At 47.6% G+C, this 13,474-nt stretch carries 14 protein-coding genes; 1 reads left to right on the top strand and 13 read right to left on the bottom strand.

What is annotated here, in order from left to right; translation table 11 throughout:
* Nucleotides 1-63: 63 nt before the first annotated feature.
* The 10 genes from BGP75_RS15615 to BGP75_RS15570 all read right to left on the bottom strand — a co-directional run bounded on the left by BGP75_RS15615 (nucleotide 64) and on the right by BGP75_RS15570 (nucleotide 9,287).
* Nucleotides 64-519, bottom strand: coding sequence for a CopD family protein (locus BGP75_RS15615; protein WP_076719759.1), 456 nt, complete (start codon nucleotides 517-519; stop codon nucleotides 64-66).
* 85 nt (nucleotides 520-604) lie between these two features.
* Nucleotides 605-1,138, bottom strand: coding sequence for a DsbE family thiol:disulfide interchange protein (locus tag BGP75_RS15610; protein WP_076719758.1), 534 nt, complete (start codon nucleotides 1,136-1,138; stop codon nucleotides 605-607).
* A 22-nt stretch (nucleotides 1,139-1,160) separates the two neighbouring features.
* The gene (locus BGP75_RS15605) at nucleotides 1,161-3,146 is read right to left on the bottom strand and encodes a heme lyase CcmF/NrfE family subunit (protein ID WP_076719757.1); all 1,986 of its coding nucleotides are present in this window, start codon (nucleotides 3,144-3,146) and stop codon (nucleotides 1,161-1,163) included.
* 3 nt (nucleotides 3,147-3,149) lie between these two features.
* The gene (gene ccmE / locus BGP75_RS15600) at nucleotides 3,150-3,617 is read right to left on the bottom strand and encodes a cytochrome c maturation protein CcmE (RefSeq protein ID WP_076719756.1); all 468 of its coding nucleotides are present in this window, start codon (nucleotides 3,615-3,617) and stop codon (nucleotides 3,150-3,152) included.
* 99 nt (nucleotides 3,618-3,716) lie between these two features.
* The gene (gene ccmI / locus BGP75_RS15595) at nucleotides 3,717-4,967 is read right to left on the bottom strand and encodes a c-type cytochrome biogenesis protein CcmI (RefSeq protein ID WP_076719755.1); all 1,251 of its coding nucleotides are present in this window, start codon (nucleotides 4,965-4,967) and stop codon (nucleotides 3,717-3,719) included.
* 441 nt (nucleotides 4,968-5,408) lie between these two features.
* Nucleotides 5,409-5,705 (bottom strand): cytochrome c5 family protein, encoded by a 297-nt coding sequence (locus tag BGP75_RS15590; protein ID WP_076719754.1) that lies wholly within the window; start codon nucleotides 5,703-5,705, stop codon nucleotides 5,409-5,411.
* Between the two features lie 263 nt (nucleotides 5,706-5,968).
* Nucleotides 5,969-6,508, bottom strand: a complete 540-nt coding sequence (locus BGP75_RS15585; protein ID WP_076719753.1) for a TlpA disulfide reductase family protein — start codon at nucleotides 6,506-6,508, stop codon at nucleotides 5,969-5,971.
* Nucleotides 6,509-6,556: 48 nt separating this feature from the next.
* Nucleotides 6,557-7,237 (bottom strand): phosphoglycolate phosphatase, encoded by a 681-nt coding sequence (locus tag BGP75_RS15580; RefSeq protein ID WP_076719752.1) that lies wholly within the window; start codon nucleotides 7,235-7,237, stop codon nucleotides 6,557-6,559.
* Nucleotides 7,238-7,383: 146 nt separating this feature from the next.
* A complete protein-coding gene (gene rpe / locus BGP75_RS15575; protein WP_076719751.1) occupies nucleotides 7,384-8,052 on the bottom strand; it encodes a ribulose-phosphate 3-epimerase in 669 nt (222 codons plus the stop codon).
* Between the two features lie 161 nt (nucleotides 8,053-8,213).
* Nucleotides 8,214-9,287, bottom strand: coding sequence for a lipid A deacylase LpxR family protein (locus tag BGP75_RS15570; RefSeq protein ID WP_076719750.1), 1,074 nt, complete (start codon nucleotides 9,285-9,287; stop codon nucleotides 8,214-8,216).
* A gap of 153 nt (nucleotides 9,288-9,440) precedes the next feature.
* Between BGP75_RS15570 and BGP75_RS15565 the strand changes: the two genes are divergently transcribed.
* Nucleotides 9,441-10,469: a DUF3530 family protein gene (locus BGP75_RS15565; protein ID WP_076719749.1), complete on the top strand. Its 1,029-nt coding sequence runs from the start codon at nucleotides 9,441-9,443 to the stop codon at nucleotides 10,467-10,469.
* A gap of 86 nt (nucleotides 10,470-10,555) precedes the next feature.
* Here BGP75_RS15565 and djlA read toward each other — a convergent pair whose 3' ends face one another.
* From djlA to BGP75_RS15550, 3 genes are all read right to left on the bottom strand, one after another.
* A complete protein-coding gene (gene djlA, locus BGP75_RS15560; protein ID WP_076719748.1) occupies nucleotides 10,556-11,401 on the bottom strand; it encodes a co-chaperone DjlA in 846 nt (281 codons plus the stop codon).
* A 95-nt stretch (nucleotides 11,402-11,496) separates the two neighbouring features.
* Complete coding sequence (murU, locus tag BGP75_RS15555; RefSeq protein ID WP_076719747.1) at nucleotides 11,497-12,168, bottom strand: N-acetylmuramate alpha-1-phosphate uridylyltransferase MurU; 672 nt, start codon at nucleotides 12,166-12,168, stop codon at nucleotides 11,497-11,499.
* Nucleotides 12,165-13,238, bottom strand: a complete 1,074-nt coding sequence (locus BGP75_RS15550; RefSeq protein WP_076719746.1) for an aminoglycoside phosphotransferase family protein — start codon at nucleotides 13,236-13,238, stop codon at nucleotides 12,165-12,167. Before BGP75_RS15550 ends, murU begins: the two co-directional genes overlap by 4 nt.
* Nucleotides 13,239-13,474 lie beyond the last annotated feature (236 nt).

The raw sequence follows: 13,474 nt of genomic DNA, 5'->3' as shown, positions 1-13,474 counted from the left end.
CAGCGGCCTTTTGTTTTGAGTAACGGATCAATTAATAAAAACTAAACCGGGGTCAACGAACGACTATAAATACCGACCGCCGCTAGCAGCTAAAACGATTAAGGTGCCCAAAAGTGCGTTAACCATCACCAGCATTCGAATCTTCCCCAGCTGCGCACCGGCATCAGGCCAACGACTCTCATCGACACATATCTGCAACTTACGATAGGGGATAAAATAGAGAATCAGGAATAACAAAATCATGATCAGACCTAAGCCCAACATCAGATGGACGTGCCAACCGACGTTTGCCATGCCTCCAAACACCGAAAATATCATCCAGAAACCGGTAATGAGCAGAACCGCGATGGCTCCCCAGACTTGTATAAAGAACTTTCCCAGCATGCGGCTTAGCAACGGTATTCGCTGGGGAGGCTCAAGCAGGGATACAGCGACAGGCCGCACTACATGCAGCATCAATAGCATACCTCCGACCCAGATAACCGCAGCCAACAGATGTAACCCTAGTGCAAAAGCCATTCCTTACTCCAAATCAGTTTGACCCTGGGCTCAAGTTGTTAGCTGCTGGCTATAACTCGACTGCTGAGCTCAGATTGTCGGTTCGCTAACTTCCCAGCTCGCTCATCAGAGCTTTCATTTTCGCCCAGGTATTTATATCTACCGGCCCCGCATGGCGAAAACGGATAATACCTTCAGCATCAAGCACATAGGTTTCTGGAGCGCCATAAACTCCCAGATCAAACCCCAGGCGCCCTTCTTTATCGTAGATATTCAGTGCATAGGGATTTTCATATTGCTTTAACCATACTTTGGCCGACTCTCGATCGTCTTTATAGTTGAGACCAAAGATTTTTACACCTTCATTTCTGGCAATATCCAAAAGTTGCGGATGCTCAATTTTACAAGAGGGGCACCATGTGGCCCAGACATTAACGAGTGATGGCTGGCCCAGCAAATCATCACGACTCAGCATGCGATCAGGATCCTGCAGAGAGGCTATTTCAAACTGGGGGAAGGGTTTACCTATCAATGCCGATGGTAGCTCCTGAGGATTCAGTGACAGCCCCTTTAACAAGAATACACCCAGACCAATAGCAATCAGCAAAGGTATAAACAACAGCAAACGGCGGGTATTCATTAGATCCTATCTCCTTCCCTAATCAGGCAACGGCCAGTTGATCTTGCTGAGAGGCTTTGCCTGTTTTCACTTTCTGTTTCTTTCGGCGATAACGAGGATCTGATGCAGCCAGTAAACCACCAACTGTCATGAAAATAGCCCCCAGCCAGATCCAGCGTATAAATGGCTTGTGCTGGACTCTAACAGCCCAGGCGGTACCTTCCAGCGGCTCACCCAAAGCGACATACAGGTCACGGAACAAACCAGGGTCGATCGCAGCCTCAGTCATCATTGAACGCTGAGCATTGTAAACACGCTTTTCCGGATGCATCTGGCTGTACGGCTCACCATCTTTCAGCACATCAATCAACGCCTGATCACTGACAAAATTGGGCCCTGTTACATGGGAAGTGCCTCTAAATACAAAGGTATAGTTCCCCATTGTCACCTGATCACCCACATCCATACGCAGGTCACGCGCTTCGTCATAGATGGACACCATTGCAATACCAACAATGGTGACACCAACACCGACATGGGCCAGCATCATGCCATAATAACTACGGGACAGGCTTTTGAGACCCAGCCACTTGTTTTTCTTATGGGTAATTTTATTCAACAGATCCTTAACAACAACCAAGACAATCCAGGCCATCAGTCCGGCCCCGAGTGCACCTCCCCAGTTAAGATCATCATGGTAGAGATAGGGTAATGAAAATGCCGCCAGAATAGACAGTAATGCAGATACCAGCAAATTGCTGCTCAGATGAGAGCCCTTAGTGTTTTTCCAGCGGGCGACCATGCCAATCCCCATCAACAGCGAAAGAATGCTCATAAATGGAATAAAGAAGGTATTGAAATAAGGAGGTCCGACAGAAATCTTGCCAAGCCCTAATGCATCAGCAAACAGTGGATACAGCGTTCCCAACAGTACCGTCAAGCACACAACGACAAGGATAATATTATTAAGCAACAGGAAGGATTCCCGTGAGACCAGGCTAAAACTGGATTCGCTCCGCACACTTGGCGCTTTTAATGCGTAGAGTAACAATGAGCCACCAACAGTAATAGCAAGCAGTACTAATACAAAGAACCCTCGGGAAGGGTCGGAGGCAAAAGCATGCACGGAAGTCAGTACTCCGGAACGAACCAGAAAGGTCCCCAACAGACTCAAGGAAAAAGCAAAAATCGCTAACAACAGCGTCCAGCTTTTAAAGACACCACGTTTTTCTGTTACCGCCAATGAGTGGATCAACGCCGTGCCTACCAGCCAGGGCATAAAGGAAGCGTTTTCTACCGGATCCCAAAACCACCAACCGCCCCAACCCAGCTCGTAATAGGCCCACCAACTGCCCAATGCAATACCCAGAGTTAAAAACGCCCAAGCTACGGTTGTCCAAGGCCGGGACCAACGAGCCCAGGCAGCATCCAAACGACCACTCATCAGAGCAGCAATAGCAAACGCAAAGGCCACTGAGAAACCAACATAACCCATATAAAGCATCGGAGGATGAACGACTAACCCGAAGTCCTGAAGCAACGGATTGAGGTCTGCTCCTTCGGCAGGGAAATTCGGCAGATAGCGGTCAAAAGGATTAGAGGTCATTAGGATAAATAGTGAAAATCCAATACCATTCATCCCCATAACCGCCAGCACCCGCGCCAACACATCCTTCGGCATGCTTCCACTCAGGATACTGACCGCAAAAGTCCAGGCCCCCAGAATCCACAACCACAACAGCAACGATCCCTCATGCCCCCCCCATACAGCACTGGCTTTAAAGGCGGTAGGTAGGTGCGTATTAGAATGATTAGCAACGTACTTAACAGAAAAGTCATCCGTCAGGAAGGCATAAAAAAGCGCACCGAAGCTACAACTGAGGAACAAAAACATCCCCCAGGTTAAAGGGCGTGCGTAACTCATTAGTGAATCGTTGGCTGTCGATGCGCCAATCAATGGGACAATAGCCAGAACCAAAAAGAAGCAAAAAGCAAGTATCAGCGCCAAATGACCTAATTCAGGGATCATTGATTAACCTCCGCTCTGGACGGCAGCGGTGCTGCCATCGGCCGTTTTACCAGCCGCATCAAGCGCTTCCTGCACTTCTGGAGGCATATAGTTTTCGTCATGCTTTGCCAGCACTTCACTGGCTACAAAAATACCATCAGGATTCATAACCCCCTGTGCAACAATACCCTGCCCTTCTCTGAACAGATCAGGAAGAATTCCTGAATATTGAACAGAGATCGTTTCCTGATAATCTGTGAGTCCGAACTCGACTAATAGACTTTGTTTATCTCGCTTAACGCTTCCTTCAACCACCATCCCACCAGCGCGCATCCGCTGATCCTGGGGTGCCTCTCCGTTAGCAATCTGGGTGGGTGAGAAGAACAGATTAATGTTCTGATTCAACCCGTACAAAGACAAGCCCACCGCCAGACTGACACCCAGGACGATGGAAATTACAAAAGCCATACGTTTTTTGCGTTTCGGAGTCATTGCTGAAACTACCCCAGATAATCCACTAATATATGAAAAATACGAAATTGAAATTAACAATCCCGCTCAACTTTCAACACTTCTGACTCAATCACTAGACTATTCGACTAGCTGATTGATTTTCAGTGCCATCGTTTCCTGATTATTCGCAACTTCTATCGGACCGATAATTCCGTAAAAATCCCCTTTTTGAGAAGTTGCCGTGCCGGAGTGGCTAACCATTGCTCGAACATTTACCTGCTCCGCGCTGGATAACTTTGCCATTGGCCCCATCGCCTGGTTATCATTCAGTTTCACTGTAGCCGGAAGGTCCTTAACCTGAATTCTAACAGCCGCCAGTGGCATCTTGGGACCGCTCACCGCCTGAGCGTAGACAAATACCGTTGTATCCCCTTGAGCCATCGACTTCAGGGACTCATCTAAATCAACTCTGATACTGAGCTCAGCCCCGTTAGCCGCAGATACTGGTGGAACAGACTTCGGCTCGTAGACAATACCCTGTTTAGCCAACTCAGCCTGGGCCTGCTGAATCGCCGATGTGAGTCCTTCTGCATTGACGTTGGGATTACCGCTGTTCAGAGTTTGTTGCCAATAATCAATAGCTTGCTTGTAGTCACCAGATTCAAACGAAGTCATACCCAAAAAGCCAAGCGTTCCGGGATCATTCGGATCTAAAGCCAATGCCCGATCTATCAGGGTTTGAACCTCTGAATCAATCACACTGCCATTCAAAAGGTACAGCGCCTGTGCCTGCTGACTGAGTATTTGTGGGTGTTCACCAACGACTGATGTCAACTGGGTGAATGCATCATAAGCTTGCTGATAGCGCTCCAGTGTCAAATAGGTACGGGCAAGCATAAACCAACCTTCAGCATTACTGGGATCAGCATCAAGCTGGGCTTTAAGACCCGCAATCTGAGTATCAATATCAGAGTTACGGAGCTGCTCTTGAGAGCTGGTTGCCATTTCCGGCGCCAGATCCAACTTTTGACTTTCACCCCATTGCAGATATAACACCACAGCCAAAAGCGGAACCAGAACACTCAAAGCCGCTGGAAGCACCATGGGTAAACGACGAGCTTTGCTGGTTTGCTGAGTATCATCGACTTCTTCCAGTAAATTCTGCTCAAGTTCACGTTTAAGCTCCAGGAAAGATTCCTGGTCAAGATTACCGTCATCCAGTTCCTTTTGTAGCTCAGCAACCCGCCCTTTAAATATTTCAATGTTCAGAGCATTCCGGTCAATGTCTTCATCGTCAGAAACCAGCTGCTTTCTATTAATAAATGGAAGCCAAAAGAAGAATGATGCAAGAACCACCAGTACGATGGCAGACAGCCAGAAGGTAATCATAAAAACCCTAATTCAACTCTTAATACTCAGTTTACTTATTTCAAGACTGCCCATCTGACACCCGGTATCCGAAAAGGTTTACCGGCAGAGAAACTTTTCCGGATGTTAAGTGAAACGGGATCAAAAGTGAGCGATCACTTATCAGCCAATAACGAAATGATTTTTGGCAACATCTGACTATAAGCAAAGTCATTTTAGACAATTTGAGAAGATACAAAAATGATCTAGATTAAGGGACCTCTGTACGAGATTACTGTCCTTAACTGCTGGCAGAGCCTGTCTCTCAGATACCTGTGTGCGAATATTATCAGCATTTTTTATGGTCACAGGTAAACAATATCTCATCACCTGCCAGTTGATCATAGCCAATATTGACTATCTGACGACGGTCTAGAAGGGAGTAGAAAAGGCCATGACTCAACAGTCATGGCCTTAGAGTTCTTACTTGGCCATGAACTCGATAGCAGCTTTTAGCTGGTCATCGGAACAATCCATGCACAGACCCATAGGAGGCATTCCGCCTTTACCGGCTTTAGCACTGGCTACAGCCGCGTCAATACCATCGGCAATACGAGGAGCCCAGGCTGCAGCGTCATGAGCAGCAGGAGCACCCATGGCTCCAGCAACAGCGGGGCTGTGACAAGTCACACAAGCCTTGTTAAATACAGCTTCACCATCAGCGGCGAATGCACCAGCGCTCAACAGAGCAGTAGCTGCGAAAGCAAGTACTTTTTTCATAGTTCCAACCTATTAGCATTTGTCGATTTTTAAGCTCTGTAAGAGCAGCGTGAGAATATACCAGATTCCTGCCTCAATTCATTCATGATTTAGTAGTAAATCTTGGTAAAGTTGATCTTAGCAACGAATTTAACCGAGTAAGCCTGAATGATTCCTGAACAAAAGCTTTTGTTCAGGGAATCTGCCGAAAACACCAGATATACGTTCAAACTGCCATTGGTTTATAGCGACGATTACAACGGCACGTTTTATACCAACGCGGGTTATGGAACCAGTATCTCTTGGTAGTAATTCTTATCTCCCCAAGCCCTGGCCCCTAAGATACGTCGAAGCACCTTACCTTCAGGAGACACTATCAGCGTTTCTGGAAAGGCGCGAATTTTCAGATCTGACATCGCAAGCTCCATCTTTGGATCAATGAACTGCTGGAAACTGACATTATTTTCTCGCAAAAAACCGGTCACCCTATCCGCACTGGTATCAACACTCACCCCTAAAACAACGTAGGAATTCGAATCCAACTGCTCACTCATAGCCTGTAATGCAGGCATCTCTTCACGACAGGGAGCACACCAGGTTGCCCAGAAATTGATAATCAGTGTTTTTCCGCTGAAATCACTGAGTCTGGACGATGAACCGTCCAGCTTTGTCAATTTCAGTTGAGATAAGTTGGGCCCGTTATCAACCAACCCATCAGGATTTCCCACAGGTTCACAGCCGGATAACAGCACACCTGCAAAGAGCACAAAAATTACCGACAAGCCTTTGCAGAACTGCTTCATTGATTGTATTAACTTTTTCATCGGTACGATTCTTTCACTGGTAAGCACTACCCTCTGGGAGCAAGTTCGCTACAACAGCTCCATAAATGAATCAACAACCCAATCTGGAGAGCTTTCAGCTATGGATTCACCATGATTGTACCCATAGGTAACGCAGGCTACCGGCATACCAGCGTTGCGGGCTGCTCTTACGTCATGCCTGGAATCCCCCACCATTAACACCCTGGCAGGAGGCACAGAAAAAGATTTTGCAGCATGAAGCAGGGGTTCTGGATCCGGTTTTTTGGTCGCTAATGTGTCCCCTCCCACCACCAGTTGAAAGTACCCGTGCAATTCCAGACTGTTGATAATATCCGGCACAAAACCTTCCGGTTTGTTGGTGACAATCGCCATAGGGACTTTTCTCAATTTCAACTCATCGAGAAACCCGCGTACCCCCGGATAAAGCACAGTACCCTCTGCAATCGATTCACGATAAGCGTGCATAAAGACTTTCAAGGCCTCATTCACCAGCTGGGGATCCAGACTTTTATCGACCTCTATTGAGTTGGATAAAGCTCGTCTGACCAGTGTCGCAGCACCGTTACCAACCCACTGACAAACAGCGGCGATTCCAGCAGGAGCTCTGCCCAGAGACAACAACATCTGGTCCGTTGCCATTGTCAGACCGGGAAGGCTATCCACCAGTGTGCCATCCAGATCAAACAGCACCAGTTGCGGTGTCGGTGTCGATGAAAAAGGCTGGCTCACATCAAATACCCTTATGTCTTAATAACCTCGCCTGAATACCAATACCCAAGCACTGTTAATCAGAGCATTGCTGTTTCAAACACTCTGACTGAATTCAAACATTGCTATAACGCTGATCAAGCCAAAATACAGGCCTGTTTTTTTAATCAGATTTTTGCCAGTTCAGCACGCATCCGGGCAATAGTAGCGGCATAGTCATCTGTATTAAAAATCGCAGATCCTGCAACAAAGGTATCGGCTCCCGCAGCGGCAATCTCTCCGACATTGTTAATACCGACACCACCGTCTATCTCCAGACGTATATCAAGACCACTGTCATCGATGATCTTTCTCGCCTGCTGCAACTTCTTCAGAGTCTGGGGAATGAATTTCTGCCCACCAAACCCCGGATTGACCGACATAAGTAACACCATATCGATCCTGTCCAAGACATGTTCAAGCGCATGCAGTGGCGTTGCCGGGTTAAAGACCAGCCCGGATTTACAGCCACCGTCACGAATTAACTGCAAGCTTCTGTCTATATGTTCGGTCGCCTCGGGATGAAAAGTAATATAGCTGGCACCCGCTTCGATAAAGTCACCAATCATGCGATCAACCGGTTTAACCATCAGGTGTACATCAATGGGAGCTTTAATTCCGTGGTTCCGCAGTGCTTTGCAGACCATAGGACCGATGGTTAGATTCGGCACATAATGATTATCCATTACATCAAAGTGCACGACATCCGCACCCGCTGCCAGAACCTGTTCAACTTCTTCACCCAAACGGGCAAAATCAGCAGACAAAATTGAAGGGGCGATTAAGAATTGGCTCATGGATAAATCCCGATTAGAGACACAAAAAAAGCATTCTATACCATCCTGGAACGCAACTATAGTCGACAGTTTCAATAGTCAGCGGGTTCAATAGTCCACAGCTTCAAAAGGATAAAGAGACTTCCCCTCTCCCCCTGTCAATCACCGCTATTACCTGTTTCTCAGAGAGTAAAGTTCCAGGATAACGAAAGGGAACCATAGTTGTGGTTACCTTTCTGTCCCCTGAATCCTTTACTACGGATGACCTGGGCAAAAGAAAGTTTAAAACTGTCGTAAACTAAACTGGCACCCAGCGCCACATCAGCAACAACAGGCTCCTTGGAAACACTGTGGCTGTCACGGAAGGTATTTCCATCAAGAAAAATGTCACGGGCGACCAATCGAATATCAGAGGAGGCAAACAGGTGAAACCCTAAGCCTGATCGCGGCTCCCCATCCGGAGCACTGTTATCCCCCCCCGGCCGTAAGGCAGAAGTTCCAAAATCATCAGGAATATTCCAACCAGCTCGAATTTCTGCACCAACGTTAGCATAGGTTGCAATGTTTCCGAGGCTGCCACCGTAATGACTGATCAGGTCGTAACCAAACCCTTCAGTATTGTCGATCAGTTTGTTTTTATATTCGTAAAGCAGCTGAACTCCCGGCTCATTCTTCAACTGATTATCCCAGCCTTGAAATTTAGAAAAGCCTCTCAATTCATGAATCAAATCCTGAGCCTCCTGACCCAGAGCAGCAGGACCGACCATACCGAAATTGACACCGACTGTCCTAAGTCGATTCCGGTTCCGGGCATGGTAAGCCACCCCCAGAAACAACCAGCCAGCATAGGGGCGCTCATCCTCAAGCAACTCACTGGCTTCGCTGGTTTCCGGGGTGTAAATAGTCTGACCCAGGCTCAGTACAATTCGACGGCTGTTCTTTGCCGTTTCATCCGTTATTTCACCTGGAATCTCTGGATGAAATTGTTCCAATAATGGGTTCATCACATCAAAAAGCTGCTGAATCTGCCGATTATCAATAAATTCCTGTTGGAAGTTTTCCAGGTCCGGAGAAATTAATGAAACCCGAATACCATTGGTGTAGTTTTGATCGGTTTCGGCAAAAAGGTCATTCTCAAAATACAAATTCAGAGTCCCCCTGCCCAAGCCAGACACCAAATCAGTGACTGACGGCTCTTCAGCGGATGCGCAACTGCAAATGATCAACAGCCCACTTAAAACCCATCTTTCAATCATTCTTGCCATGACTCCGTCGTCTGAGGCTTAATATTAAAAAAATACACTTTATATTCACACAACCACATTTATGAATGCCCGGCGCTGAAAAACAGATAGTGCCAAGCACTGAAAAAGTACTGACTAAAAACCGGGGCAGAGTATAATCCAGCTATGAATAACGCTAAAGGTTTTCTTACCGCAAAAGATCTCCCTGGACAGCAGGAATCTGCCTACCACCTCAAAGAGCCGTCCTTAAGAAAAGGCTTTCCATTACTTTGGATACTGATAGCTACTTTGCTGGCAACCGGCTTTGCAACAGCACAACAATCGACTCAAGAGCCATCGCAACCCGCTTCAACGCCCCCCGCTGATACAAACACGCGACTGTTACCTCAACCAGAGCAGCAAAGCTTGGCACTTCTGGCCAAAGCACAATCACCAGAGACAGAGCCCCTATGGCTGGAAACTCAAAAAGAGTCTTTTCTTGGCCTGTATCAACCCGCAAACGATCCCAAACCGGTCGGCGGGGCGATTATTCTGCATCATGATCGTACCAGTCCTGATTGGCCTCACCTGATTCATGCGCTTAGAACCAGGCTTCCTGATCAGGGTTGGAAAACCTTATCGATTGCCGTTCCCGAGGAGCCTATGCCACCTCTACCGACTCGCACAAATAACGCCGAAGGCACGGCACCACCGGTCGATTACGACAGCTTTGCGGAAAGCATATTTGAGCGAATAGAATCGGGGCTGGCACACTTGGAATCCAAAGAAGCAAAGCGATTCATTCTGATCGGCGTAGGCTCCGGAGCATACTGGTCAAGCCGTTATGCTGTTCAAGCGGGAACTCAGCGGTCATTGAATCTGGCGATGATTGATGCTCTCCCGCCTTCTGGGAACGTAGAACCACCACTGAGAACCCTTATAACAAAATTATCAATTCCTACCATGGACCTGTTTCATGGCACAGGCCTGCATCGTACACGGGTAGAAAAACTAGCCCGTTTGCGGATTAATGAGATTCGCCGTAAACCTCAAAAAAGGTACATCCAGCTCAGGCTGCCACCGACACCGGCAGCCGCCGGTCAAGAAGAAAAACGACTGCTGAGTAGTTTTCGCGGCCTGTTCGAAAAACACCTGAAGGACATGCAACCTCTGAAGAAAAAGCCTGAGACTCCGGAACAAGCTCCAGGCCAATAACCGATCGTCAGATTAGCATTTCCAGTGGGCTCTGGAACCCACGGAGAACACAATCGACTTAATCATCGTTCCTTAGAAACCGTTACCTAGCGATTACGCTTTCGATATTCCCGGATTCGATCATATGCTGCCTGAAGCTCTTGGGTTTTTTCCTTCGCCAACTGCATCATTTCTTCAGGTAACCCCTTAGCAATCAGCTTGTCAGGGTGATGTTGGCTCATCAGCTTACGATAGGCTCGTTTTAGCTCCGCGTCCTCGACATTTTCATCAACACCCAGCACACCATAAGCTTCCTTAAGCAATTCGGCCTCATTAACATGCCCTGCCTGATGACCATAATAAGACTGCTGATTAAAGGCTTGCTCAGCCCGACAACGATGGAGTATTTGCTGTAAGTCTTGATAGCTGATCTGTAATGTTGAGCAAACGTCCTGAACAACCATCAATTCCGCCTGACTCACCTGCCCATCGGCAAAAGCGGCCTGCAACTGAATTTCTACAAACATTTGCTTCACTTCAGGACGAAAACGGATCAAACGGGCCAGCGGAGCCAACGTAGAACCTATATCGTAATCAGCCTCCTTGCCCTTTGAAAACAGACTGATAGCTTCGCGACGTTTCTCCTCCGACAAATTCATTCGGTTCATTACTTCGCGGGCATAGGTAATTTCCTGCTCTGTTACCCGGCCATCAGCTTTCGCCACTTTCCCCATAACCGAGAACGTTGCCTCAAAAAAAAGTTTCTGAGGGTTAAGAGCTGCCATTACCTTGGCTGCCAAAGCACGTTGCAACATAAATCCAATAAAACCACCAAACAATAACCCCGGCAGTCCTCCTGTCATCAATCCAAACAACCCTCCAATGACAATTCCCGTGCGATACCGATAGACAGTTGCCCCTAACTTCCGGCCCTTCACCTCGCTTTCGCTCACCCTTTAACCTCTCTCACTCGTTAATCCTCTTTGATGCATCCCTGCCCCAAACTTACTGATTCACTGCCTATCGATTTAATGGCCGCGGATTATTGCTACGGATTGTCCAGATACGTTTCCAATAGTTGCAGGCGTTCCGGTGTGCCAACATCCACCCACTTCCCTTTAAAATGGTTCCCACTCACTTGCTTGGCCGCTATCGCTTTACGAAACAGAGGAACCAGTGAAAAGGCTCCAGCCTTTTCTCCCTCAAATAACTGACCACGTAACACACTGATACCGCTGAAGGTTAAGCGAAGCCCTGTCTTATCGTCGCCTATCCGCCCATCCCCAAGCGAGAAATCTCCTTCAACATTGTGAGTTGGGTTATCAACCATCACCAGATGAGCCAGATCATTCTGCAGTTCCGCTAGCGAGGAGTAATCGAAATCACTCCAGACGTCACCATTGACAACCACAAACGATTCCCCGCGAGGCCCAAGCAGCGGTAAAGCGTTAAAAACCCCTCCTCCTGTTTCAAGTGCAGGTTCCTCCATGGAATAGCTGATTTCAACTCCCCACTGAGACCCCGTTCCCAAAAACCTTCTTATCTGCTCCCCTCGATAGGCCAGATTAATAACTATCTGCCTGAAACCGCACTCTGCCAATCGTTCGATATGATGCTGAATCAGGGGTTTACCGGCCACCTTAAGCAGCGGCTTGGGGCAATTGTCAGTCAATGGGCGCATTCGCGTCCCTAAACCAGCAGCCAGAATCATCACCTTCATTCCAGTCGCTCCAAAGCACTGGTATCCAGATAAGCATTTGCTTTTGCCCTGGGGATTATCCGTTCACTCAACAGCTGATAAAAAGGTTCTAGTTCCGGGTAGTTTGAACACACTTGCAGAATATAATTAAGCGTCCTGGGAATATCAGCCATATAGCCGCCTTTTCCATCTCGGATTTTTAGTCGTGCAAAGATACCAACTGCCTTTAAATGACGCTGCATTCCCATCAAATCAAACCAGCGCAAAAACTGTCTTTCATCAACAGTCCTGAGATCGTCTGAGAGAGCAACACTGAGTATCCCGGCTGAATCAGCCTTGGCAAGATAGAGTCGAATCCAACGCTCGATCTTCGCTTGCGGCCATTCGATATAACAGTCTCGTAACAGCGATACCAGATCGTAGCTGACAGGTCCTAATACTGCATCCTGAAAATCAATAATGCCAAGCTTCCCCCCGTCCACCAACATCAGGTTGCGGCTGTGATAATCTCGATGCATACAAACCCGAGGCTGCTCCAACGCTGAATCGACCAATAACCCGGACATCTCGATAAAACACTGTTGCTCACCTGCAGATAGTTCCAACCCCAGAAGCTGATCAATAAACCATTCAGGGAAAATAGCCAATTCCCTCAGGATAAACTCACGATCGTAATCAGGCAGCCTATATTCAGGGATTGATTGACACCCCTGGATCTTAACCAACTCATCAATAGCCTGGTTATACAGATCATCGGCATTATCATCATCCAGACAATCCAGATAGTGCAAATTGCCCAGATCATTCAAGAGGAGAAACCCTTGCTCCACATCTGCAGCCAGCACCTTCGGCAGGGTTATCCCCAGGGAGCGCCATCCAGAGGCTATCTTGACAAAGCTGCCGCTATCCCCTCCTTCAGGGGGCGCATCCATAACAATCCAGCTGTTATCATCACTGACTAACCGGAAGTAACGTCGATAGCTTGCATCCCCACATAATGGAGTTAACTGCCAATCGTCTGCCAACCCCAACTCCAGTTGTTGAAAACGTCTAACTATCCAATCTTTTAACGCGATCAGGCGTATATCCATTAATCTCTCTCATCACTGACAAATCAGTCTGCATTCGGGCTAGCCCTAGCGCCACCGGATGCTATATCATTCGCGACCAGATGCGCATCTTACTTTAGGAGCAACAGCAGCGTAAATGGCAGCATCGCTGCTCTTATATTTAACTAAGCTCGGTGAGCTTCTTGAAAACGGCTATAAATTCTGAAACCGCTATCGACTAAATATACAAATTCGACACAGTCTAAAACTTCAACGGG

Source organism: Motiliproteus sp. MSK22-1, assembly GCF_001968815.1.
Taxonomy (GTDB): domain Bacteria; phylum Pseudomonadota; class Gammaproteobacteria; order Pseudomonadales; family Balneatricaceae; genus Motiliproteus.
The sequence above is the reverse complement of the archived record's forward strand: the minus strand, read 5'-3'. Positions and strand labels throughout refer to the sequence as shown.